Raw genomic sequence first — 22,946 nt, forward strand, 5'->3', positions numbered from 1 at the left:
GCAAGCCTCGCGAGCAGCGCTCCCCCGGCGAACTACCAGTATCATAGTGTGTTTTTCCATATGTCGTCAATCGCAAATAAGCACTAATAAATGGGAACGATGTCGAAAAAAAGAAAAACGTTCTGCAGTCCCTCTATCCGGGAAGTTACAGAACGTTTTTGCAACAAAAGTCGACAAAATGCTGCCCCAAGCTGTATTCGTTTCCGAGCTTTTGCGCTAGTCGCCCCGGTTGTTATAGTCGGATCGGGAGGAGTCGCCTCTTCGATTTCCGTCATCTCGTGCAGGATAGCCGCCTTGCTTATTCCGCTCTTCTTCTTTTCGTTTCTCTTCTTCTTTCTTTTTCTGCTCTTCCTGCTTGCGCTTCTCTTCTTCTTTCTTCTTCAGTTCTTCATCCTGCTTGCGCTTCTCTTCTTCCTTCTTCTTCAGTTCTTCCTGCTTGCGGTTCTCTTCTTCCTTCTTCTTCTGCTCTTCCTGTTTGCGCTTTTCTTCTTCTTTTTTCTTTAGTTCTTCCTGCTTGCGTTTCTCTTCTTCTTTCTTCTGCTCTTCCTGTTTGCGCTTCTCTTCTTCCTTCTTTCTGTCGTCCTGTCCGCGGCTGCTGCCCGTATTGCCGTTTACACCGGCGGGGATCGTTCCCGGCTTCAGACCGGCTGTAGGCGTTTTGTTGCCGTTGTTCGAGTTGTTGCCGTTATTGCCGCCCGGACGATTGTTCGAATTGTTCCGGCCGTTCCGGTCATCATCGTCATCGTCATCATCGTCGTCTCGATCTCTGTCAGTTTTGTTTGTCTTATCGTTTTTATTGTCGTTTTTGTTATCGTTTTTGGAGGAGGAGGTATTCGGCTTCGACGATTTTTTATCGTCATCCTTGTCGGATTTGCCTTTTTCCGCAAGCTTTTCTTTCACCTTCTGATCGAGCTGGCCGCTTTTCTCGTCTTCCAGCAGTTTGGAAAGCGTTTCTTTTTTCGGCACTTCTTTTGTATCGATCAGTTTGTTCAAGCCACCCGCCTCTTGAGCGAGTTTACGTACGGAGTCCTCTTTAAGCCGATTCAGGTTGATGTCGTTTCCGTTGTCCTTCGCACTCAAGTAGACGGCATACTTGCCGGCCGACACACCTTTGGACAGCGCCTCCTCGCGGATGGTCGGGGGAGTGACGAAACTGGCGACCTGAATATTGGAGGCGGTTTGGGGATGCTGCTGCTCGATATGCTTCGTTACGGTTGCTTGAACGATCTGACTGAGGCTCGATTCGTCCACTTTCGCTTCTTCGTACACTTTTGTGCTGGAGATGATGACGTCCCCTTCTTCATCTTTAAAATACCCCTCTTGCTCGACCCGCTGCATCAATGTTTCCGTAGCCGTGACCAGCGGCTTTCCGGTCAGCAGCAAGTCTTCCAGCAGCTTGATGCCTTCGTCGTTAAGTCCTCTCGCCTCCTGCACCTCGTTGTCTTTGTCGATGCCGAATTCGACGCTCGGGTTAATATCCAGCGTCACATAGGCGACGATCGGCTTAACGCCTTCCAATTTGCCCCCTAGTCCGGTAAATAGAACGATACAAAACAGAACAGCGGCGGTAAGCGCGAACGTTATGGACCATACAGGCCGCTTCAGACGAATTGGAGGAGTGGAGAACAAAATTTCTTCCCCGACCTGGCAAACGCGTCCCGAACGGGGAATTTTCTTGAATTGACCGTCGGGCGTCATTACGACGACATCCGAGTCGGTCATTTCCATCACGATGCCTCTATGCATGTCCTTACTCCTCTCCTGGTTGATCTTCGGGGATATTCAAGTAATGTTTCAAATAAGGATAAGAGCCGTTCGTGATCAGGGCTACCGCAATGATGAATTTGCGGTTTCGTTCCAGGGTCTTGCGCGATACCTCCACCTTCTCCAGCAACTCCTTAATCGGCAGCATTTTCTTCGTCTGCACGATCGACATCATGACCTGATCCCGCGCCAATAACGCCCCGATGGCGAATAAAGCTTCTCTGGAATCGCTATGCTTGGGAGAAGCGTCCACAAGGTCGTTAAAGGAAATTCCGAATTCCTGCAGGCAGCGGTTGAAGTCAACGATTTCGCTTCGGCGTTCTTCGATTGTTTTTTCTTTCTCGTAATGCTCAATCGCCTGGTGAATCTCCACCGGATTGACGATGCTGTCTTCATCATCCTCCACTTCGAAGGAGCTGTACGGGATTTGTCCCGTAAAGCGCGTTTCTTTACGCACATGATCGATCAGCCGGCGTCGCATCACCGTCTCCGCAAAGCTCAAAAAAGACCTTCCCGACTCCGGGGAAAACTGATTGATCGCCTCATTGAAGGCGCCAAGCGCTATGCTGAATTCGTCGTCCCGGGACGGATCTATATATCGCTTGCAGAAGCGGCTTGTCACTTTGGCTACATAAGGCTGATAATCGGTTATGAACTGATTCCGGAGCCGGATGTTTCCTTCCTGGATTAGCTTGACTTTATGCTCCGGAGTTTCGGCTATATCGGAAGAGTCGTGAGACTGGCGTTTTCCCAGAAATTTCTTGAATAAGACCAGCAGCAAACGTTCCACCTCACACTACATGTTTCGAGTTGCTCCCCCAAGATATGGGGGTCATCCCAACCCGATGGTTGTTATTATAACACACAAATTTATGCAGAAAGAAGCGATTGGGCAGAGAAACGGCGTTATGCCACAAATTGGCATCCAGCAATTAGCAATCCGCCTCGTCTGCGGGCACAAAAAAACGCCCCTGTTAAAGGGACGTTTACCGCTTCAGTCCCGCCTTTGTCCGGCGGAGAACGCTTTTTTCTGAAATTTATTGCGCCGCTCGTTCAAGGCTGTCAGCCGCCTCTTCAATTGCTGCTCCCATTCGTCGTCCTTCAGCAATTTGGCGACGGTGAGCAGATCAAGCGCCATATCGATTTGCCGGTTCACCACATCCAGAGGTTCTTCGGCCTCGCTGTTGATACAGTTATCGTACAAGCCGGCTTCCGTCTTGTCTTCGACGTAGTCCTGGAAATCGACTTCCGCCGCCCCGTCGCCGTGCGCATACTCCGCCAATATCTCGTACTCGCTCTCCACCATATAATGCACCTCGATCCGGTGACATACCGGACAAAACAGCAATGGGACGTTATGAATATGCGTCTCGATGTGACGCAGCGTGCCTTTCGTGCCGATCATCCCGGCTCCGCAGCAATAACTCATCGACCTGCCTCCTCTTTATTCCCGGCCGCGAACGAAACCTTATCTATTGCGACATGCTTATGCAAGCAACGGTAAGAAATACGATCTTAACTTATTCGCCTTAGAGGCCGGAAATTCCTTTTTCGCCCCTGGACCATTATTAGGAAAGCTGCCAATCATAACCCGGTTGCCGTTGCCGTTGCCGCTGGTGCACGATAAGGGTACGATAAGGCCTATAAACCGCTTTCTTGAGCCAGATCCTGGTCAAAGACGCTGAACCGTAATGCGCATGGACTCTTGCATAGACTCTATTATGCAAACTCGATCGGTGAACAGCTCTCAGCGAAGTCGAGCGGTTTCTTGTCGCATAGCGGCAGTCGGCCGACTACAATAAGAGCCTCTGGGACCCGTTATTTCCGGCCATTTCGCTAAACCGAGGTGAGTAAAGGCGGTTTGCACTCTGCGAACCGGACTTATACGTTGTATGACCATGTCCGGCCGCCCGTCTCGGCTCGTGATAACGTTATAGTGAGCTTTAACAGCCATCAAAAACGACATTAAAAAAGACGCTTCGCCCTGCCGGATTGTTGCACCGGCGGGACTTGCGTCTGTTGAGCAGGTTATATGCGTCTTGCCGCAGCGTTTTACGAATCCGCCTTAGCCGTAAGTTTCCGTGTACTTCTCCGCGCTCCACAGCTTGTCTGCTTCGGAAGCGTCGTTCATCTCCACCACGATCATCCAGCCGTCCGAGTAGGGGGATTTGTTGACATTCTCGGGAGCGTCTTCGAGCGCGCCGTTTACTTCCACTACTTTACCCGTTACTGGAGAATACAGCTCGGATACGGTTTTCACCGATTCTACGCTGCCGAACGGCTCGCCGAATTCAACGGAGTCTCCTACTTTCGGCAATTCGACGAACACGATGTCGCCCAATTCGCTTTGTGCGAAATCGGTAATGCCGATCGTCATCCGATTGCCTTCGATTTTAGCCCACTCGTGCTCTTCACTGTACTTCAACTCTGCTGGTACGTTCATTGTACGATCCCTCCCGAGGATATTCCGGGTTGTCCTTGTCGGCCCACCCGATCGGTTCGCTACTACGCTTCCTTAGGCCCCAAAATTTTATGAAGCCGCTGCTCGACCATGCCGATCGCTTTCTCGCCGGCGCCGTAAAACCGCATCTGGCCTTCCGCGTCGAACAAATAATAAGCCGGCACAAATTCGTTCTGGAACGAATCGGTAACCGCATGATCGTTGTCGATGGCGATCGGATGTTTCATCTCATACTGCTTGATCGTTTCTTTGACCGAGTCCAGATCGGTATCCTTCTCGGAACGGGGCATATGGATGCCGAGGAGCTGCAGGTTGTACTGCTCCCCGTACTTCTCCCGCCATTCGTTCAGCAGCGGCAAGCTTTCTTTGCACATGTAACAGCTGACCGCCCAGAAGTGAACAAGTACAGGCTTTCCTTTAAACTGGTCTTTATTCAGTTCGCCGTTCACCCACTCCGTAATTCCGTGCAGATCGGGCATCGGCTCGCGCAAACGCAAAGGCATATCGGTTCCCTCCTCGGATGGTAAATGGTCGTGTTCCCTCAGCAATTGGCAAATGCTGCGAAAAAGCCCCCCACCTGCAGCTTGCAGACAGGGGGGCTTCCCTTATGTTCCGATAACGTCCTGGACGATTACTTCGCAGTCAGATGCTTCTGACCTGGTTTCCAGTTAGCCGGGCACAATCCGCCGGATTGGAGCGCTTGAAGCACGCGGATCGTTTCATCCACGCTGCGGCCTACGTCCAGATGGTTAACCACTTGATATTTCAATTCGCCTTCCGGATCGATGATGAACAATCCGCGAAGCGCGATGCCTTCTTCTTCGATCAATACGCCATAGTCGCGGGCAACCGTCTTCGTGAAGTCAGCTGCAAGCGGGTAGTTCAAACGGCCGAGACCGTTCATGTCACGCGGAGTGTTGAGCCAAGCGCGGTGAGAATGCTTGCTGTCCGTGCTGACGCCGAGGATTTCCGCATCCAGGTCGTCGAACAGTTCTTTGGCGTCGCTCATTGCAATAATTTCGGTCGGGCATACGAATGTAAAGTCGAGCGGGTAGAAAAACAACACCAGCCATTTGCCTTTGTAGTCGTTAAGCGATACTTTACCGAATTCTTCTCCGTTGCCAAGCGCCGTTTCCATTTCGAAATAAGGTGCTTTCTTGCCAACCAAACGATCTGCCATGAGACGCTTACCTCCTTATAATTCCGTATTCTCCGTCTGCCTGACGCAGCCGGGAACCGGTATGAATTCCTGCTTGTATGGGAGCCTTGTCCAGGCCCACTTGTAAAATCGTATCATCCTGATTAGTGAAAGTCAATATCGATAATGAGTACTTGTTTAAATTTATTATAAACTTTGACGATCCGATGGCAAAAGCGAAAAAAGCCTCTAAACGAAGCCATCTCCACGTCGAATGCCCTTGCGCAACCGGTAGCTTTTTCTGTGCCAGAAAGTACTCCGTTTCGCTAAAAAAACTCCGGGAATCGCAACAGCGACAGCCCGGATCCTTCGTACATCGTTTATTCGAATTAACGCTTCATCGCTGCAATGATCAGGTCGCCCATAGCGGTCGTGCCGATCGCCTTGCTCTTGTCAACCGCGATGTCGCCGGTGCGGTGGCCCGCGTCCAGCACGTCTTTCACTGCGTTCTCGATAACGTCTCCCGCTTCCTGGTAGTTAAAGGACAGCTTGAACATCAGCGCGACGGACAGAATGGTCGCAATCGGGTTCGCGATCCCTTGGCCGGCGATGTCAGGCGCAGAACCGTGTACCGGCTCATACAAGCCGAAGCTTCCTTCGCCGAGGGACGCCGACGACAGCATGCCGATCGATCCGGTCAGCATCGCCGCTTCGTCGCTCAGGATATCGCCGAACATGTTCTCGGTGACGATCACGTCGAAGCTGGACGGACGGCGCAGCAATTGCATCGCGCAGTTGTCGACGAGCACGTGCTCCAGCTCCACGTCCGGATACTCAGGAGCGATCCGGATCACCGTCTCCCTCCACAGGCGCGACGTTTCGAGGACGTTCGCCTTATCGACCGAACACAGCTTTTTACGGCGTTTTTGGGCGATTTGGAACCCTTGGTGCACGATGCGCTCGATTTCTTTTACATTATATACACAAGTGTCCACCGCTTCCTGGCCGTTGTCGCTGTCGCGGCGGAACTTCTCTCCGAAGTAGATGCCGCCCGTCAGCTCACGCACGACGATCAGATCGGTGCCTTCCAGCACTTCCGGCTTCAGCGTCGAAGCTTCCTTCAAGCAGTCGAAAATAACGGCCGGACGGATGTTCGAGAACAGGCCTAACGCTTTGCGGATGCCGAGCAGTCCGGTCTCCGGGCGGGTTTCCTTCGGATTACTGTCCCATTTCGGTCCGCCGACGGCGCCAAGCAGCACCGCATCGGCACGCTTGCATTTGTCGAGCGCGTCCTGCGGGAGTGGAGTGCCGGTCTCGTCGATCGCGATGCCGCCGAACAGGGCGCTTTCCGTCTCGAATTTGTACCCGAACAGCTCCTCGGTTTTTCTTAATACTTTTACCGCTTCGGCAATTACTTCAGGCCCGATGCCGTCGCCGGGAAGAATCGCGATTTTTTTCGTTTCTGCCATGGGGGAGGTCACTCCTAATTAGGGATTATAATCTCGGTCTATCTTTTTTACGTATACTATCATTTTTGCACATTTCCCCCGTAATGACAAAGATATAAAATCTATCGGCGTTATAGGAGAACGCAATAACTATAACAGATTCGCCATAGGAGCGGGGGAATACGGGCAGGATTTATTTCCCCGACTATGCTATTCTATTGCTATACGATTAGAAGCCGCACCTGCTGCAAGCCGCCGCACAAGGTCCGAACCGGACAAGCGCCGCTTGACTGGCCCGGAACGATCACTCCACCTAAGGGGCAACCTGTCATGAATCCGAATATTCAACAATTCAAAGCCGAATTTTTTAAAGCGCTGGCCCATCCGATGCGCATCCGTATTCTGGAAGTGCTTTGCGAGGGGGACAAAACCGTTAACGAGCTGCAAACGATTCTCGGTTCCGAAGGATCGGCCGTATCGCAGCAGCTGGCCGTGCTGCGCAATAAAAACGTCGTGTACGGCATAAAGGAAGGGACCTCGGTCATATACTCTTTGCGCGACCCCTTGATTCGAGATTTACTCGCTGTGGCGAAGCAAATCTTCGATAACCATCTGGTCGATGCCATTTCCTTGCTCGAAGTCATCCGAAATGAACCGTAACCGGCCGAAAACCGGCCGATTCGGAAGTTGACGGAATCGGCTCGGCGGCTTATTATTGTTCATATATTCAAATAATCAAATATTTAAAGAAAAGAAGGTTTGCACATGATACGGTCCGGCCGATTCGCCCGTTACGACGCCGCGGCTTTCCGGAAAGACCTCGTCTCCGGTATTCTTGTAGGGATTATTGCCATTCCGCTCGGAATGGCTTTTGCTATTGCCTCGGGCGTCAAACCCGAGTACGGGATCTATACGACGATCGTCGCCGGCGTCCTGATCTCTTTGTTCGGCGGCTCGCGCTTCCAGATCGGAGGACCTACAGGCGCCTTTATTCCGATCTTGTTCGCCATTGTGATGCAGCACGGCTACGAGGACCTGCTGATCGCCGGATTGATGGCGGGCGTCCTGCTCGTTCTCATGGGCCTGCTGCGGCTCGGCTCGCTGATCAAGTTCATTCCCCGCCCGGTCACGATCGGGTTTACCTCCGGCATCGCGGTTATTATTTTCAGCGGCCAGATCCCCAGCTTTCTTGGCCTGAAGGATGTGCAGAGGCACGAATTTTTCGGGGCGAATATGAAGGAAATTTTTCTGCATCTGTCTACCCTTAACTTCTACAGCGTCGCTCTGGCCGCTATCGGCCTGGCGGTCATTCTCATCTCGCCCCGGCTATGGCCAAAAGTTCCCGGCTCGCTGATCAGCCTTCTCGTAACGAGCGGGATCGCATACGTGTTCTTCCGGGATCAGGTCGCTACGATCGGCTCGGCATACGGCCAGATTTCGGGCTCACTGCCCAGCGTTCATGTTCCTGCCCTGACTTGGGACAAAATAAGAGAGCTGGCCGGACCGGCGTTTGTGATCGCCATGCTCGGCAGCATCGAGTCGCTGCTCTCCGCCGTAGTAGCGGACGGAATGACCGGAAGCCGCCATAACAGCAACCGGGAGCTGATCGGCCAAGGCATCGCCAACATCGTCACGCCGCTGTTCGGAGGCATCCCTGCCACCGGGGCGATCGCCCGCACGGCCACCAACGTTCGTACCGGCGCCGTCTCGCCGATGTCCGGCATCATTCACGGCGTCTTTGTCCTCGTCGTGCTTCTCGCTCTCGCTCCGCTGGCGTCCCATATTCCGCTGGCCGCGATGGCCCCGATTCTGATGATGGTCGCCTGGAACATGAGCGAGCGCAAAGAATTCGGCCGTATCCTGACGAGCCGCACGAGCGATTCGCTTGTCCTGCTCCTTACGTTTCTGCTCACGGTCTGGACCGACTTGACGACGGCCGTCGGCATCGGTATTTTGCTGGCTCTGCTGCTGTTCGTCAAAAGGATGGGCGAGATGCTTACCGTAGCGAAAGTGCTGCCCGATCCGAAAATTCCGCAGTCCCAAGTGAGCGCGTCGATTGCGGCGGAAGGGCACGGTTGTCCGCAAATCGAAATCTATACGATCGAAGGCCCGTTATTTTTCGGAGCGGCCAATATGTTCGAGAAATCCATTATGGACACCATCCATGACCGGCCGAACGTGCTGGTGTTGCGGATGGGCGACGTTCCTTTCATGGATACGACCGGGGAATCGAACCTTGCGAGCCTTGTCGAACATTTCGCCAAATTCGGCGGTACCGTCCTTGTCGCGGAAATTCGCACGCAGCCTATGGAAGTAATCCGGAGAACCGGATTGTACGAAACGATAGGCGAGGAGCGGTTTTTCGACCATACCGGAGACGCGATCCGTTACGCGCTTACGTATCTGGACAAGAAACAATGCTTGAGCTGCAAGCGGGCCGCCTTCCGCGAGTGCGCCGGACTGTCGCAAGCCGTTCCTTCGCCCGACCCGGGAGCTGCCCAGCCTTCGTCCGCCGGCGTCTCGGGATAATCACCTCTCCCTTCCTGAATTGGACCAAAAGTCGAACCTTGACAAAAAAAATAGAAACCACTTTCAAAATCGGGTACAATAGTTGTATGCGAAAGGAAGGGAGAACCCTTATGAATTACACATTTTCCAGTTTTACCGACGGCCTGAAATCGTCCGCGGTACGTGAAATCTTGAAGCTGACCCAAGGAAACGCGGTCATTTCGCTGGCCGGAGGGCTCCCCGCGGAGGACCACTTCCCGATCGAAGCCGTCAAGGAAGCATTCGAGCGCGTCTTCCAGCATGGAGGCAAAAGCTCGCTGCAATATGGACTTACCGAAGGCTACACTCCGCTGCGCGAAGAGATTTGCAAGCGAATGGCTGGCAAAGGCGTACACGTTAAGCCGGAGAACATGCTGATCACGACAGGCTCGCAGCAGGCGATTTATTTGCTTACACGCATTTACTTAAGCGCAGGCGACGTTATTTTGGTTGAAAATCCGACTTATCTGGCTGCGCTGCAAATCTTCAAAGCCAGCGGCGTACAGGTGATCGGCGTCGAAGCCGACAATGACGGAATGCTGATGGACGATCTCGAAGCGAAGCTGAAGCAATACCGCCCCAAAATGGTATATGTCACGCCAACCTTCGCCAATCCGACCGGCAAAGTATGGAGCGTAGAACGCCGCAAAGGACTGCTCGCACTCTGTAAGCCGAACAATGTGCTGATTCTCGAAGACGATCCTTACGGAGAGATCCAATTCGACCCGAACGCCAAATATCCGTCGATCATGTCGCTCGACGACCATCCCGAAGACAGCGCCGTGCTGTATACGAGCACGTTCTCCAAGACGGTCGTGCCTGCGCTTCGGACCGGCTGGATCGTCGGAGATTCGCATGTGATCGCTCAGATGGCCAAAGCCAAGCAAGCGGTCGATCTTCATTCCAGCACACTCGACCAGCAGGCGCTCTACCAACTGCTGGCGAACTTCGATCTGGATGCCCACATCCGGACGATCCGCAGCGAATACGGCCGCCGGATGGAGCTGATGAAGTCGCTGCTCCAGGACAGCCGTTTCTCCGATCTGCGTTGGAGCGAGCCGCAGGGCGGCATGTTCTTCTGGGTCGAGCTGCCTGAAGGAGTCGACGCTTCGGAGCTCCTTAAAAAAGCGGTCGAGAAAGGCGTCGCATTCGTACCCGGAGTTGACTTCTATGCGGAGAATCCTCGCCGCAACACGATGCGCCTGAACTTTACCCATACGGACAGTGCCAATATGAAGCTCGGCCTGAACCGGCTCGCCGAAGCACTGGACGCTTACAAGCAGAACGTATAAACCCGGCCCCGGCTCGAAAACGCCGGATGATGAGCAGCCCGCTTTCTCCTTGACGGAGAAGGCGGGCTGTTTGGTTTGACTTTGTCGGGTGCGGGTGAATAATTATTGCCAACTCGGCCATATTACGGACATAAAGGCAACCTGTCGGGATGCCGGCTTTGCTCCGCAAAGCTCAAGCTATGCTTACGAAGCAGCTTTGCGGAGCAAAGTTCTTAGAGAGAAGGCGATGAGAATCGAAAACAAATCCATCTCCGCCATCCTGTTATTTTTCCTGTTTATGGGCAGCGTGGGCTTCATGAACCATGTTATCGTCATTCCCGCCATCCTCGATATCGCCGGTCGCGACGCCTGGACGACCGTCCTGATGGGGTTTGCCCTCCTCGCTCTCTGGACACTGCTCCCCGCCCTAGTCGTCCGGAAGATGAACGGCAAAGCGTTGAACGACTGGCTTCGCGGCCAGACGGGTCCATTTTGGTCCAAGCTTATTTTGACGCTGCCCTTTATCGCGCTGCTGGGGAGTGTGGCGGTCACGCTGTTCGACACCTTAACATGGACGCGGACCAATTATTTGCCCGAAACACCGTTGGTTGTTACCGGATCAGTATTCATGCTTCTTTGTTTTGCGGCCGCCATCTCCGGCTTATCCGCCATTACGCTCGCCAACGGCATTTTGCTGCCTTTCGTCATCCTATTCGGGTTTTTCGTTATGACGGCCAACATTCCCGATAAACATTACGACCTACTCATTCCGGTATTTGAAAAAGGTCCCGTTCCGTCGATCACCGCGATTCCGTTATTCGGCGCCGGTTATGTCGAGCTTGTGCTGATCGTTCTACTGCAGCATCGGCTGAAACGTCCGGTCGGAGCGAAGTGGCTGCTGCTGATCGGCTTCGTCCTGGCCGGCCTGACGCTTGGGCCGATCATGGGCGCCATCTCCGAGTTCGGTCCGGCCGAAGCGGCCAAGCAGCGTTACCCCGCCTACGAGCAGTGGCGGCTTGTCCAGATCGGCAAATATATCGAGCATGTCGACTTTTTATCGATCTATCAGTGGATGACCGGCGCGTTTATCCGAATCTCCTTATCACTGTATTTACTCGGCCAGATCTCCGGTCTTCGCTCGGAGCGACAGAGAACGTGGCTGCTGTTACTGATTGGCGCCGCTGCCGTCGTTTTCGCTATCAGCCCGATCAGTGACGCCTCCTTTTATTACGCGCTGAGCCGCTGCTGGCTGCCGGCCTCCTTCGGGATACTGTTTGTTTTCTCGTTGGCCGTGACCGTTGCATCCTGGCTCCATACGGACAGAGGAAGGAGTAAACGATCCGATGCCTGATTCGAATTACGAAGCCAAGTTCCGCCAATGGTTTGAAAACTGCGCCGACGTTATCATCCAGCCGGTGTCCGCCGGTGCCACTCCGGACAGCCCCGGCTATGTGCTTCTCTATTGCGACGGGCTGTGCGATATGAACCGGATCGATCAGACCGTAATGCCGGCATTGCTGAACGGCTTCCATCCTTCCTTGGGTGCGGACGGCCTCCATGTGCCGGGTCTTCGCAGCAACCCGATCGAGGACACCGGCAATATCGAAGTTATATCCCAGCTCGTGTTCAAAGGACGTCTGCTGATCGCCTTCGAGGAAACGGGCCGACTGATCGACGTAGAAATTTGCAGCAGTCCCGAACGCCGCCCGGAAGAACCGAACATGGAAATGTCCGTGCTTGGCCCACGTGACGGCTTTACCGAGCATATGGCGACCAATGCGGCGCTTATCCGCAAAAGGCTGCGATCCCGTCAATTGTTCTACGAAACTTATCGGCTCGGCACCCAAAGCGCAACCGGGATCGGCCTCTTTTATTTGTCCGACCGCGTAGAGCGGGAATGCTTGGAGCAAATTCGCAGCAGGCTGCAAGCGGCAACACCGGAAATCGTCATCAGCGCTTCCCAGCTCGAGGAAATACTCGGCGACTCGCCGTTTGCCGTTTTTCCGCTGTTCAACTATACGGGCAGACCGGACTTTGCGATCAGCTGCATGATGCGCGGCAGAGTCATCGTGCTGATGGAAAACATCCCGCTCGCGCTGATTGCTCCCTCCAACCTGCTGCATATGCTGAAAAGTCCCGAAGATGCCCAGTTCGGATTCCTGATGGTTTCGTTCGGGCGCCTGCTCCGGCTGGTCGGGCTCGTATCCGCCGTATTTCTGCCCGGTTTCTGGATCGCTCTCGTCCAATACAATCACGACCAGCTCCCGTTCCCGCTGCTCGCTACGATCACCGTATCCCGCAACGGAATTCCGCTGTCCGCCCCGCTCGAGATGGCGCTTATGCTTCTGCTGCTGGAGCTGTTCCGGGAGGCCGGAGTACGTCTGCCCAAAACCGTCGGGCAAACGTTAACCGTAGTAGGAGGACTGATCATCGGCGAAGCGTCGATCCGCGCCGGCCTCGTCTCGCCGTCGATGGTCGTGGTAGGCTCGATTACCGCCGTAGCTACGTCAGCGCTCGTTAACCAGAAGCTGAGCGGCACGGTCAGCGTCCTGCGCCTGTATGTGTTTCTAGTCTCTTCCCTGCTCGGCATGTTCGGCTTTATCCTCAGCATTTTATCGCTCGTGTTGTATCTGGTCCGTCTGCAGTCGTTCGGACTCCCTTACTTGTGGCCGGTCAGTCCCTTATCCCTGGGCGACTTTCTGCAGGGTGTCATCCGGGTCCCTTGGAAGTACATTACTCCTTATTTCCAAAAGAAGAAACGGACGGATCCGAAATCCGGAGCGGGGAGAGATCCGGTATGAGACCACTTGCGCGGAGCCGCATCCGGCGCCCGCTGCTCCTCCTGCAAGCGGTCTTGCTTCTGCTGCTGAGCGGCTGCTGGGACGCCAAAGAAATTCAGGACGTCGCTTACGTTTCGGCTATCGGAGTCGATTACGAGGATCAGCTATACCGGGTCTACGTCCAGTTGATCAGTTTCGGCAATGTGGCCAAAACGGAGGGTGCGACAGTCGGTACCGCCCAGAAGGCGCCGATCTGGGTCGGAACGGGAGTCGGACAGTCGTTGAACGAGGCGTTTTTCGACCTGTACGGTACGTCCCAGCTCCGATTGTTCTGGGGCCACGTCACGTCGCTTGTATACAGTGAGCGATTTATCCGGAAAGGGCTGAACGAACTGATCGATCTGGTCAACCGGTACCGCGAGATCCGGTATACGAAATGGGTGTTCGGTACAAGCGAACCAATCGATAAGCTGTTCGCCACTTCTCCGCTGTTCAACCTGACGCCGCTCAGCTCGATTCTTCATCAGCCCGGAGAGCCGTTCAGGCAAAATTCGGTGGTCGTTCCGCTTCAGTCCCAGCGGTTCATCTCGTTATTCAATGAACCGGCCGAGACGGTTCTGCTGCCGAGACTGGAGCTGCACAAAGGCAATTGGAAAATGGAACAAAAACCGCTCGGTATGCTGCGCATGCATGGAGCTTTTGCCTTTGCGGGCGGAAAATTCGTTGGCACCGTGCAGCACGAGAGCTTTACCGGCTTGCGGTGGCTTCACTCGGAGACGATCCGCACTCCCCTTCATGTGTACAAAAACGGAGAGCTTGTCGCCGCCCTTGTCATGAACAAGCCGAAGCCGCGGCTGGAATGCTCGGCCCGGCCGTCCGAAGGCCAGGTAAAATGCCGGCTTCGCTTAACCGTTCACGGTTCGATCAACGAGTTGTCTGCCGATATCGGCCTCTCTGCCCTCGAACACGAAGCGGCGGCTGCTATTGAGAACCAGATTCGCGATGCTTATCAGGCAGGAGTGAAACAAAAGCTCGATCTGCTCCAGATCGGGAACACGCTGTACAAAAAACAGCCCGCCCAATGGCACGAGCTGTTCGCGGACCAATTCCCGTTGAACGAGCAGTCGCTCGAATCGATTCAAGTACAAGCCCATATTTTATTCACCGGCAAATATAAAAATCAGGCAGCCCGCTGAATGAAGCGAAGGCTGCCTCTGTTTTTCCGGTCAGACGTTGTTTTCCACAAACTCAATCCGGTTGCCGAACGGGTCCCGGATATGGAAGCGGGTCTTGCCGGCAATAGGCTCATCCTCATTAGCCGTAACCCCGGCATCCTCCAGCCTGCCGCGAAGCTCCCCGATTCCGTATACTTCAAAGGCGGGGTGCGCTTTGGAGGCCGGAACAAAATCGTCCTGCACGCCAATATGCAGCTCATGCACCCCGCAGCGAAACCATACGCCTCCCCGCTTGCGGAGATTTTCCGGCTTCGGAATCTCCTCCATACCGAGCAAGCCGCCAAAAAAGCTTCGCGCTTCTTCCTCGCATCCTCTCGGTGCGGCCAATTGGACATGATCGATTCCTGCGTAGCCAAATGACATGGACTATCCCTCCTTAGAAGTTTCACTTAATGAAACTATATTTTATACAGTGGGACTTCCTTAATAGTATATTACCAGCTTCGATTGGATTTGTCACCAAATTCGGGCGCCAGTAAACTGTACCATGCGAAAAAACCGCCACCCAGCACATTCGCGCTGTATGACGGTTTCGTTGCCTATTCCTTGAGCCCGGCGGCGATCTCAGCGATCACGCCGTTACTTCACAATCACTTTCAAAGTAGCCGTCTTGCCGCCGAATTTGGCTGTGACGGTAGCCGTTCCTTTCGCATAAGCCGTGATGGCTCCGTCTTTGACGTCTGCCGTTGCGTCACGCGAGCTTTTCCACTCGGCTTTGCCAGCTACATCTACATCAAGCCCGTCACGGTAAGTCGCCGTCAAATTGACCCGCTTCGTCTCTCCGACCTTCATCTCGATCGTTTTGACGTTCGTTTTTAAATATTTCAAGCTGTCTACTTCGATCGGAATCGATACCGTCTTGCTGCCGTATTTGGCAGTGATCGTCGTTTTCCCGTAGCTGACTGCGCTAACGAGGCCCGTATGGTTTACGTCGGCGATCTTGTACGAGCGTGTCGTCCATTCCGCTTCACCGGTTACGTCGCGCGTCGAGCCGTCGGAGAACGTCGCGGTCAAACTTAACTGCTCGTTTTGACCCGATCTCAGCTCGGCGGATTTCTTGTTCAGGGTCAGCTTCTGGGCGGTGTCGACTTCGACCGGAATGGTAATTACCTTCGCTCCGTACTTGGCCGTCACCGTTACCCGTCCGCTATCGAACGCCGTAATCAGACCGTTATACACGTCCGCTACCTTGGCCGAAGAAACGGACCATACCGCTTTATTCGTAACGTCTTCCGTTGTACCGTTGCCGTAAGTTGCCGTCAAACCGACTTGCAAATTATCGCCTTTGCGCATTACGACGCTCCGGTGAGTCGGCGTCAGTCGGTCGGCCAGCTCCACTTGTACGGAGATCGTAACCGTCTTCTCCCCGACCTTGGCCGTAATCGTCGATTTGCCGCTTCCGACCGCGGTCACATAGCCGCCGGACACTTCAGCGACGTTCGAGGAAGACGAGCTCCAGGCCGCCTCGCTTGTCGAATCTTTGGAAGTGCCGTCCTTGTATTTGGTCGTGAGAAGGATTTGCTTGCCTTCCCCTTCCTTCAGATAGATCGTTTTCTCGTTAGCGGTGAGGGATTCCATCGCTCCGACGCTGACCGTAATTTTGATCGTCTTCTTGCCGTACTTCGCCGTAATGACCGCTTCCCCGCGATCGACCGCGCGGATTATACCGTCGTCGGCCGTTGCGATCGATTCGTTGCTGGAAATCCATTCGGCCTTGGAGGTGACGTCTTCCGTATTATTATCTTCGTAAGTAGCCGTCAGCTTGATTTCGGCCGTATAACCCGGTTGAAGCTCCACTTTCACCTTATCCGCTTCAAGTTTGGAGGCCGGGTCTACGGAAACCGGAATCGTAATAATTTTATCTCCGTACTTCGCCGTTACTTTCGTTTCTCCGGAGCTGATCGCTTTAACGATCCCTTTGGATTCGAGAACCGCTACCGCTTGATCCTCCGAGCTCCACTCTGCGGAATCGGTAATGATCTCGCTGGTGCCGTTGGCATAATAAGCTTTCAGCTCCAGCTTCGGAGCCGATTCCCCTTTGCGCAGCGACAAAGACTTTTTGTCCAGCTCCAGCTTTCTGGCTATGCCTACGTCTACTGCGGCGGTAACGGTTTTGGAACCGTAAGTGGCGGAGATCGTCGCTTGGCCGACCTTATAGGCCCGGATCTGACCGTCTACGACGTCGGCCACGTCGGCATTGTCCGAAGACCATTCCGCCAGATTGGTAACGTCCACCGATGCTCCGCCGTCCGCGAACGTCGCTTTTAGTGTCAGATTATCCGTGCCGCCCACTTTCAGGAATAGGTCGCTTTTGCTCAGCGTCAAGTTTTTCGCCAGCTCTACATTCACGGTGACGACCGCCGTTTTCTCACCGAAACTGCCGGTAATGGCCGCTTGGCCAGTCCCGAGCGCGGTGATCTTGCCGTTAATGACGTCGGCGACTTCCGGCTTGTCGGAGCTCCACTGCGCTTTGGTGGTAACGTCCTCGCTATTGCCGTCCGCATAGGTAACTTCGAGCTTGACCGTATTCTCGTCGCCCACTTTGACATTAAGCGTCGAAGGCGTCACTTTTAATACGCGGGCCGTATCGACCTGAACCGGAATCGATACCGACTTGTCCCCGTACTCGGCCTTGATCGTCGCCTCTCCGCTTCCGTTGGCGCGTACTTTACCCTTCGATACATAAGCGACGCTCTCGTCGCTCGAAGACCATGTCGCGAGTCCGGTTACGTCCTCAGGCGCATTGCCGCTTGCAAAGATCGCTTCCAACTTGATCGTCTCTTCCGTCCCCTTGCGCATCGAAAGCGACGTTTTGTCCGCTTCCAGCTTGCGCGCGATTCCGGCGTCGACTGTGATTGTTACGGTTTTCGTACCGTAGCTTGCGGTAATGGTCGCTTGACCGACCGAGTTGGCGGTAATGATACCGTCCTCTACGTCGGCAATCGATTCGTCGCTGCTGGACCATTCCGCTTTGGCTGTCACCACTTCGCTAGTGTTGTTCTCGTCGGCATAATACGCCGTCAGCGTAATGGTCTCAGACCCGTCTATCTTCAGGAACAAATCGGTCTTGCTCGCTTCCAGCTTCTTGACCGTCTCTACATTAACGATAATCGTAGCCGACTTGCCGCCGTAAGTTCCCGTTAAGGTCGCTTGTCCGGCGCCGTAAGCCGTTACGACTCCCTTGAATATATCCGCCACGCTTCCGTTCGAAGACGTCCATTCGGCGAGGGCGGCCACATCGTCGGTATCGCCGTTCTCGAACATCGCCATCAGCTTCACGTCGTCGGTGCCGCCTACGCGCAAATCGATACTTTCGACGGAAGGGTCGAGCCGGCGTACAATATCTACGTTGACCGGGACAGTAACGGTTTTGCCGCCGTAGGTCGCGATGACGTTCGTCTTCCCGGAGCCGACCGCCGTCACTTTCCCGTTCACGACGGATGCGACCAGATCGCTTTCGGTTCTCCATTCCGCTTTGGACGTTACGTCTTCAACTTGCCCGTCCGTATAGGTCGCTTCCAGTGTAATCTGCTCAAATTGTCCGACGCGCTTGGATAAGGACTGTTTGTTCTTGTCCAGGCTGCGCACTTTTTTGTGGACGTTCACGGTGACGACCTCGGTTTTGCCCAAATAAGTCGCCGTAATGTACGCCGTTCCTTCCTTCTTGGCTACGATATTGCCCGCGTACACGGAAGCGACGTCCGGATTGTTCGCATCCGCATTCCAAATCGCTTTTATCGTGACATCGGATGTCGAGCCATTTACGTTAATAGCCGTCGCCGTCAAGGAGAACGAGTCGCCCACCGATAACGACAACGCATTTTTGGATAACACAAGACGCGAGATTTCTTCCGCGGCCCATGCCCGTCCCGTACCAGGCCCGATGACCAGGGCGGCTATAAGAATGAACTGCATCATGACGATACTGATTTGCTTCCATCTAAACCCGGACAACAAGCTTGTCCGTTTGTTCCTTTGCGTCAAATTGGCCATTCCTTTCTTCCGCTCCTCCGCTGAGGACACGCTTTTTGTAAACTTTCATTACGTCTCCTCTCTATATCGACAAAAATGGACAATAACTTTATACTTATATTTTTATAAATCTTGCAACTTTTCGTGACGCTCTCCCGTCTATGTTTAATTCCAGCACAAAAAACCCTTCCCGCCTATACAAGGAAGGGCTGCTTGACGTTCTTCCATCGCCAATCAGATCAGCGGCTGCTTAGCGTGGGGGATGACTTCGTCGATGAAACCGGCTTCGATCCGGTCCACCGCCAGCTTCTCAAGATGCCGGGTGATTTCCGCCTTCTCCTGCGTGTTCAGGCTCCTCCCCCTAGGCGTATTCCCCCCACATAACACAAAAGTTCAATCCCCCATAATGGGAGATTGAACTTCTATTCCGCATATGGGCGGGAGAGTTAGTCCTAAGATATACCTACTTATTACTTCTTGATCCAGTGCATCATTTCACGAAGCTGACGGCCAACCGTCTCCAGTTGATGCTCGGACTCGCGGCGGCGAGTAGCTGTGAAGAACGCGCGGTTCGATTGGTTTTCAAGAATGAAGTTGCGCGCGAACGTACCGTTTTGGATATCTTCGAGCACTTTCTTCATTTCTTTTTTCGTTTCGTCCGTTACAACGCGAGGACCGGTCACATAATCGCCGTACTCAGCCGTGTTGGAGATGGAGTGGCGCATTGCAGCCAGACCGCCTTCATACATCAGGTCGACGATCAGCTTCAGCTCGTGCAAGCACTCGAAGTAAGCGACTTCTGGCTGGTAGCCGGCTTCAACAAGCGTCTCGAAACCCGCTTTAACAAGCGCCGAAGTACCGCCGCACAATACAGCTTGCTCCCCGAACAAGTCGGTTTCGGTTTCTTCGCGGAACGTCGTTTCGATAACGCCCGCACGGGTGCAGCCGATTCCTTTTGCATAAGCAAGACCGAGGTCTTTCGCTTTGCCGGAAGCGTCTTGGTATACAGCGATCAGGCCCGGTACGCCGAAGCCTTCTACGTATACGCGGCGAACGAGGTGACCCGGCGATTTTGGAGCGACCATGAATACGTCGGTGTCCGCGTTCGGCACGATTTGGCCGAAGTGAATGTTGAAGCCGTGGGAGAATACAAGCGCTGCACCTTTTTTCAGGTTTGGCGCAATCTCTTCATTGTATACTTTCGCTTGCGTTTCGTCCGGCATCAAAATTTGTACCAGATCCGCGCGGCTAGCTGCTTCTGCAACGGAAACAACTTCGAAGCCGTCGTTTTTCGCCTGGTCCCAAGAACGGCCTTGACGAAGCCCGATAATGACTTTTACACCGCTGTCGCGCAAGTTTTGCGCTTGAGCGTGACCTTGGCTGCCGTAGCCGATAATTGCAACCGTTTTGCCGGAGAGTACGCTTAAGTCAGCGTCTTTTTCATAATACATTGTTACTGCCATGGAATAAGTTCCTCCTCGATTTTTCTAACAACCCTGTGAGCGGGCGTCCGAGGCGGCGAACCGGCAAGCAGCGCGGGCTGCGGCAGGCTCGTCCCCTTGGACCCCCGCTCGAGGGCTGCGAATGTGTTCCTTAAGCGGGTTAACTTTAGAATAGCCGATCCGTCACTTCACCATGCCGCGGATCATCGCGGTAATCCCCGTCCGGGAAAACTCCCGGATGCCGTAAGGCTTGAGAAGCTCCGCCATCGCATCGATCTTCGTCGTATCGCCGACCACTTGAACGATCAGCGAATTCGGGCCGATGTCGACGACAGCCGCGCGGAACGTCTCGACGATGCCGAGAATTTCCGGCCGCATGCTTGGCTCGGCGCTTACTTTAATAAGAGCGAGCTCGCGGGCTACCATCGGATGGGAGCTCAGGTCGACTACTTTAATGACGTCAATCAATTTGTACAGCTGCTTCTGCACCTGCTCGAGCGTCCGGGCGTCGCCCGTCGTCACGATAACCATGCGCGACAGGCCCGCCTCCTCGGACTCCCCGACGGTAATGCTCTCGATATTAAACCCTCTGCGTCCGAACAATCCGGAGACGCGTTGCAGGACGCCAGGCTGGTTATTGACCAAAACGGATATGGTATGCTTCATCGTACTCATTCCGAATCCCCCAATATCATCTGACTTAACGTGCTGCCCGCCGTAACCATTGGGAAGACGTTCTCCCCTTTCGGCACGACGAAGTCGATGACGACCGGTCCCGGGGTATCGAGCGCTTCCTGCCAAGCTTGGCGCGCTTCTTCCTTATTGGTCGCACGAAGCCCTTTAACGCCGTACGCTTCCGCCAATTTCACGAAATCCGGGCTGCCGGCCAGGTCAATATGGCTGTAGCGGTTCTCATAGATGATCTCCTGCCACTGCCGTACCATGCCGAGCACCTGGTTGTTAATGATCACGACTTTCACCGGAATGTTGTTAATCGCGCAAATCGCCAGCTCCTGGGCGCACATCTGCATCCCGCCGTCGCCGTTGATCGAGACGACCAGCTTATCCGGGTTGCCCATCTGGGCCCCGATCGCCGACGGGAAGCCGAAGCCCATCGTGCCGAGTCCGCCCGAAGAGATGAACGAGCGCGGATTTTGGAACTTGTAATATTGCGCAGCCCACATCTGATGCTGGCCGACGTCGGTCGTCACGATCGCTTCGCCCTTCGTCGTCTCGTTAATCATCTCGATGACGTATTGCGGCTTCAGCTCGGTATCCGAGTCTTTGTACCGCAGCGGCTGCTGCTGCTTCATCGCGGCGATCTCCTTGATCCAATCCTGCGACTTGGCCGGTTTCGCCTTCTGGTTGGCGAGCTGCAGCACGGCCTTTACGTCGCCTACGACCGGGATGTCGGTTTTAATGTTTTTGCCGATCTCCGCCGGATCGACGTCGATATGGGCGACCGTCTTCACGTTCGGCGCGAAGCCGTCCAGGTTCATCGTCACGCGATCGTCGAAGCGGGAACCGATGGAGATGAGCAGATCCGCATTTTGAATCGCATGGTTCGCCGTATACGTGCCGTGCATCCCCGGCATGCCCATCCACAGCTCGTGGCCGCTCGGGAATCCGCCGAGTCCGAGCAAGGTCGTCGTGATCGGAATTTGCGTCATGTTCACGAATTCGACCAGCTCCGGAGCCGCGTCCGCGTAGACGACGCCGCCGCCGGCGATAATGACCGGACGTTCCGCCTGCTCGATCGCCTGGAGCAGCTTGTCGACTTGCAGCTTGTTCGGCTGGGTCGTCGGATTGTAGCCGCGAATCTCGACCTTATCCGGGTAGTAAAATTCCGTCTTGAGCGCCGATACGTCCTTGGGAATATCGATCAGGACAGGACCTTTACGTCCAGTGTTGGCGATATGGAACGCTTCATGAATGATGCGCGGCAGGTCCTCGACCTTGCGCACCAAGTAGCTATGCTTCGTAATCGGCATCGTGATGCCGGTAATGTCCGCTTCCTGAAACGCGTCGGTTCCGATAAACTGGGTCGCTACGTTGCCGGTAATGACGACGAGCGGCACCGAATCCATATACGCGGTAGCAATTCCGGTGACGAGGTTGGTTGCTCCCGGTCCGGAAGTCGCGATACAGACACCGACGTTCCCGGTAGACCTCGCATAGCCGTCAGCGGCATGAATCGCGCCTTGTTCGTGACGGGTGAGCAGATGCTTGAAATCCGGATTGCCGTGCATCGCGTCGTAAATGTACAATACAGCTCCGCCCGGGTAGCCGAAGACGCAATCCACTCCCTCCAAAAGCAGTGAACGAAGCAAAATCTCCGACCCGGTAATCACATCCGGCTGAAGCAGCTTGCGGCGAAGTTGTTCTTTAGACAGTGTCGCTTCCATTTGAGCACACATAAGTGACCCTCCTCTCAAAGATTAACCATCAGCGGTATATGCTTCAGACGAAACCAAAAAACCCCTTTCGTCCGAAGCGCGCGAATGCGCGAACGGGACGAAAGGGGTTAGCTCTTCCGTGGTACCACCCAAGTTTGCGATGCGCCTCACAGCGCAAAGCCTTAGCAAGTACGAGCTCCTCGAGGTCGGCTGATACTTGCGGCACGGTAACGTGTGCCATTCCGATTCCCCCTACTAGCGCAGCATCTGACAAGATACCGTTTTTCAGGGAAACAGCTCCGAGGTGAGCTCGTCGACAAAGGATTATGGCTTAGGTTTCAGCTGATCCTTAAGCTCTCTGGTACATAAGGGCCTTTGTCACTTCGTCCTCATCATAGCCGATCACGACAATTAATTGAAGTCAATGTTAGACATATTATATCACTACCGTCCGAATAGTCAATACCCTTCGATCCGAATCGCGTCCCGGAA

At 54.2% G+C, this 22,946-nt stretch carries 19 protein-coding genes; 6 read left to right on the forward strand and 13 right to left on the reverse strand.

Annotated features, from left to right (window positions below):
- Positions 1-216: 216 nt before the first annotated feature.
- From PV433_RS30095 to leuB, 7 genes are all read right to left on the reverse strand, one after another.
- A complete protein-coding gene (locus tag PV433_RS30095; protein ID WP_332075687.1) occupies positions 217-1,746 on the reverse strand; it encodes an anti-sigma factor domain-containing protein in 1,530 nt (509 codons plus the stop codon).
- A gap of 4 nt (positions 1,747-1,750) precedes the next feature.
- Positions 1,751-2,545, reverse strand: a complete 795-nt coding sequence (gene sigI, locus PV433_RS30100; protein ID WP_190929096.1) for an RNA polymerase sigma factor SigI — start codon at positions 2,543-2,545, stop codon at positions 1,751-1,753.
- Between the two features lie 213 nt (positions 2,546-2,758).
- Positions 2,759-3,193 (reverse strand): hypothetical protein, encoded by a 435-nt coding sequence (locus PV433_RS30105; protein WP_332075688.1) that lies wholly within the window; start codon positions 3,191-3,193, stop codon positions 2,759-2,761.
- 636 nt (positions 3,194-3,829) lie between these two features.
- The gene (gene gcvH, locus PV433_RS30110) at positions 3,830-4,207 is read right to left on the reverse strand and encodes a glycine cleavage system protein GcvH (protein ID WP_190929094.1); all 378 of its coding nucleotides are present in this window, start codon (positions 4,205-4,207) and stop codon (positions 3,830-3,832) included.
- A 62-nt stretch (positions 4,208-4,269) separates the two neighbouring features.
- Positions 4,270-4,722 carry a redoxin domain-containing protein gene (locus tag PV433_RS30115; protein ID WP_190929187.1) on the reverse strand — a complete coding sequence of 151 codons (453 nt, stop codon included), beginning with the start codon at positions 4,720-4,722 and terminating at the stop codon, positions 4,270-4,272.
- 134 nt (positions 4,723-4,856) lie between these two features.
- Positions 4,857-5,405, reverse strand: coding sequence for a peroxiredoxin (locus PV433_RS30120; protein WP_190929093.1), 549 nt, complete (start codon positions 5,403-5,405; stop codon positions 4,857-4,859).
- 347 nt (positions 5,406-5,752) lie between these two features.
- Positions 5,753-6,832, reverse strand: coding sequence for a 3-isopropylmalate dehydrogenase (gene leuB, locus PV433_RS30125; protein ID WP_190929092.1), 1,080 nt, complete (start codon positions 6,830-6,832; stop codon positions 5,753-5,755).
- A 309-nt stretch (positions 6,833-7,141) separates the two neighbouring features.
- On the opposite strand from leuB, the gene PV433_RS30130 reads away from it, so the two are divergent.
- The 6 genes from PV433_RS30130 (at position 7,142) to PV433_RS30155 (ending at position 14,605) form a co-directional block, all read left to right on the forward strand.
- The gene (locus PV433_RS30130; RefSeq protein WP_332075689.1) at positions 7,142-7,471 is read left to right on the forward strand and encodes an ArsR/SmtB family transcription factor; all 330 of its coding nucleotides are present in this window, start codon (positions 7,142-7,144) and stop codon (positions 7,469-7,471) included.
- 105 nt (positions 7,472-7,576) lie between these two features.
- On the forward strand, positions 7,577-9,340 hold the full coding sequence (locus PV433_RS30135) for a SulP family inorganic anion transporter (protein ID WP_332075690.1): 1,764 nt from the start codon (positions 7,577-7,579) through the stop codon (positions 9,338-9,340).
- Positions 9,341-9,450: 110 nt separating this feature from the next.
- On the forward strand, positions 9,451-10,650 hold the full coding sequence (locus tag PV433_RS30140) for an aminotransferase-like domain-containing protein (protein ID WP_332075691.1): 1,200 nt from the start codon (positions 9,451-9,453) through the stop codon (positions 10,648-10,650).
- 226 nt (positions 10,651-10,876) lie between these two features.
- A complete protein-coding gene (locus PV433_RS30145; protein ID WP_332075692.1) occupies positions 10,877-11,980 on the forward strand; it encodes a GerAB/ArcD/ProY family transporter in 1,104 nt (367 codons plus the stop codon).
- Complete coding sequence (locus PV433_RS30150) at positions 11,973-13,430, forward strand: spore germination protein (RefSeq protein ID WP_332075693.1); 1,458 nt, start codon at positions 11,973-11,975, stop codon at positions 13,428-13,430. Before PV433_RS30145 ends, PV433_RS30150 begins: the two co-directional genes overlap by 8 nt.
- Positions 13,427-14,605 (forward strand): Ger(x)C family spore germination protein, encoded by a 1,179-nt coding sequence (locus tag PV433_RS30155; protein ID WP_332075694.1) that lies wholly within the window; start codon positions 13,427-13,429, stop codon positions 14,603-14,605. Before PV433_RS30150 ends, PV433_RS30155 begins: the two co-directional genes overlap by 4 nt.
- Before the next feature lie 30 nt (positions 14,606-14,635).
- Here the strand turns inward: PV433_RS30155 and PV433_RS30160 are convergent, their stop codons facing one another.
- The 6 genes from PV433_RS30160 to ilvB form a co-directional block, all read right to left on the reverse strand.
- Entirely contained in the window at positions 14,636-15,007 is a 372-nt protein-coding gene (locus PV433_RS30160) for a glyoxalase (RefSeq protein ID WP_332075695.1), read from the reverse strand.
- A 216-nt stretch (positions 15,008-15,223) separates the two neighbouring features.
- Entirely contained in the window at positions 15,224-18,637 is a 3,414-nt protein-coding gene (locus PV433_RS30165; RefSeq protein WP_332075696.1) for an Ig-like domain-containing protein, read from the reverse strand.
- Positions 18,638-18,850: 213 nt separating this feature from the next.
- Positions 18,851-19,003, reverse strand: coding sequence for a hypothetical protein (locus PV433_RS30170; protein WP_332075697.1), 153 nt, complete (start codon positions 19,001-19,003; stop codon positions 18,851-18,853).
- 83 nt (positions 19,004-19,086) lie between these two features.
- Entirely contained in the window at positions 19,087-20,079 is a 993-nt protein-coding gene (gene ilvC, locus PV433_RS30175; RefSeq protein ID WP_190929083.1) for a ketol-acid reductoisomerase, read from the reverse strand.
- A 162-nt stretch (positions 20,080-20,241) separates the two neighbouring features.
- Positions 20,242-20,733: an acetolactate synthase small subunit gene (gene ilvN, locus PV433_RS30180; protein WP_190929082.1), complete on the reverse strand. Its 492-nt coding sequence runs from the start codon at positions 20,731-20,733 to the stop codon at positions 20,242-20,244.
- A complete protein-coding gene (gene ilvB, locus PV433_RS30185) occupies positions 20,730-22,475 on the reverse strand; it encodes a biosynthetic-type acetolactate synthase large subunit (protein WP_332075698.1) in 1,746 nt (581 codons plus the stop codon). Before ilvB ends, ilvN begins: the two co-directional genes overlap by 4 nt.
- Positions 22,476-22,946: the final 471 nt, after the last annotated feature.

This window comes from Paenibacillus sp. GYB004 (genome assembly GCF_036577605.1).
Taxonomy (GTDB): Bacteria; Bacillota; Bacilli; order Paenibacillales; family NBRC-103111; genus Paenibacillus_AB; species Paenibacillus_AB oceani.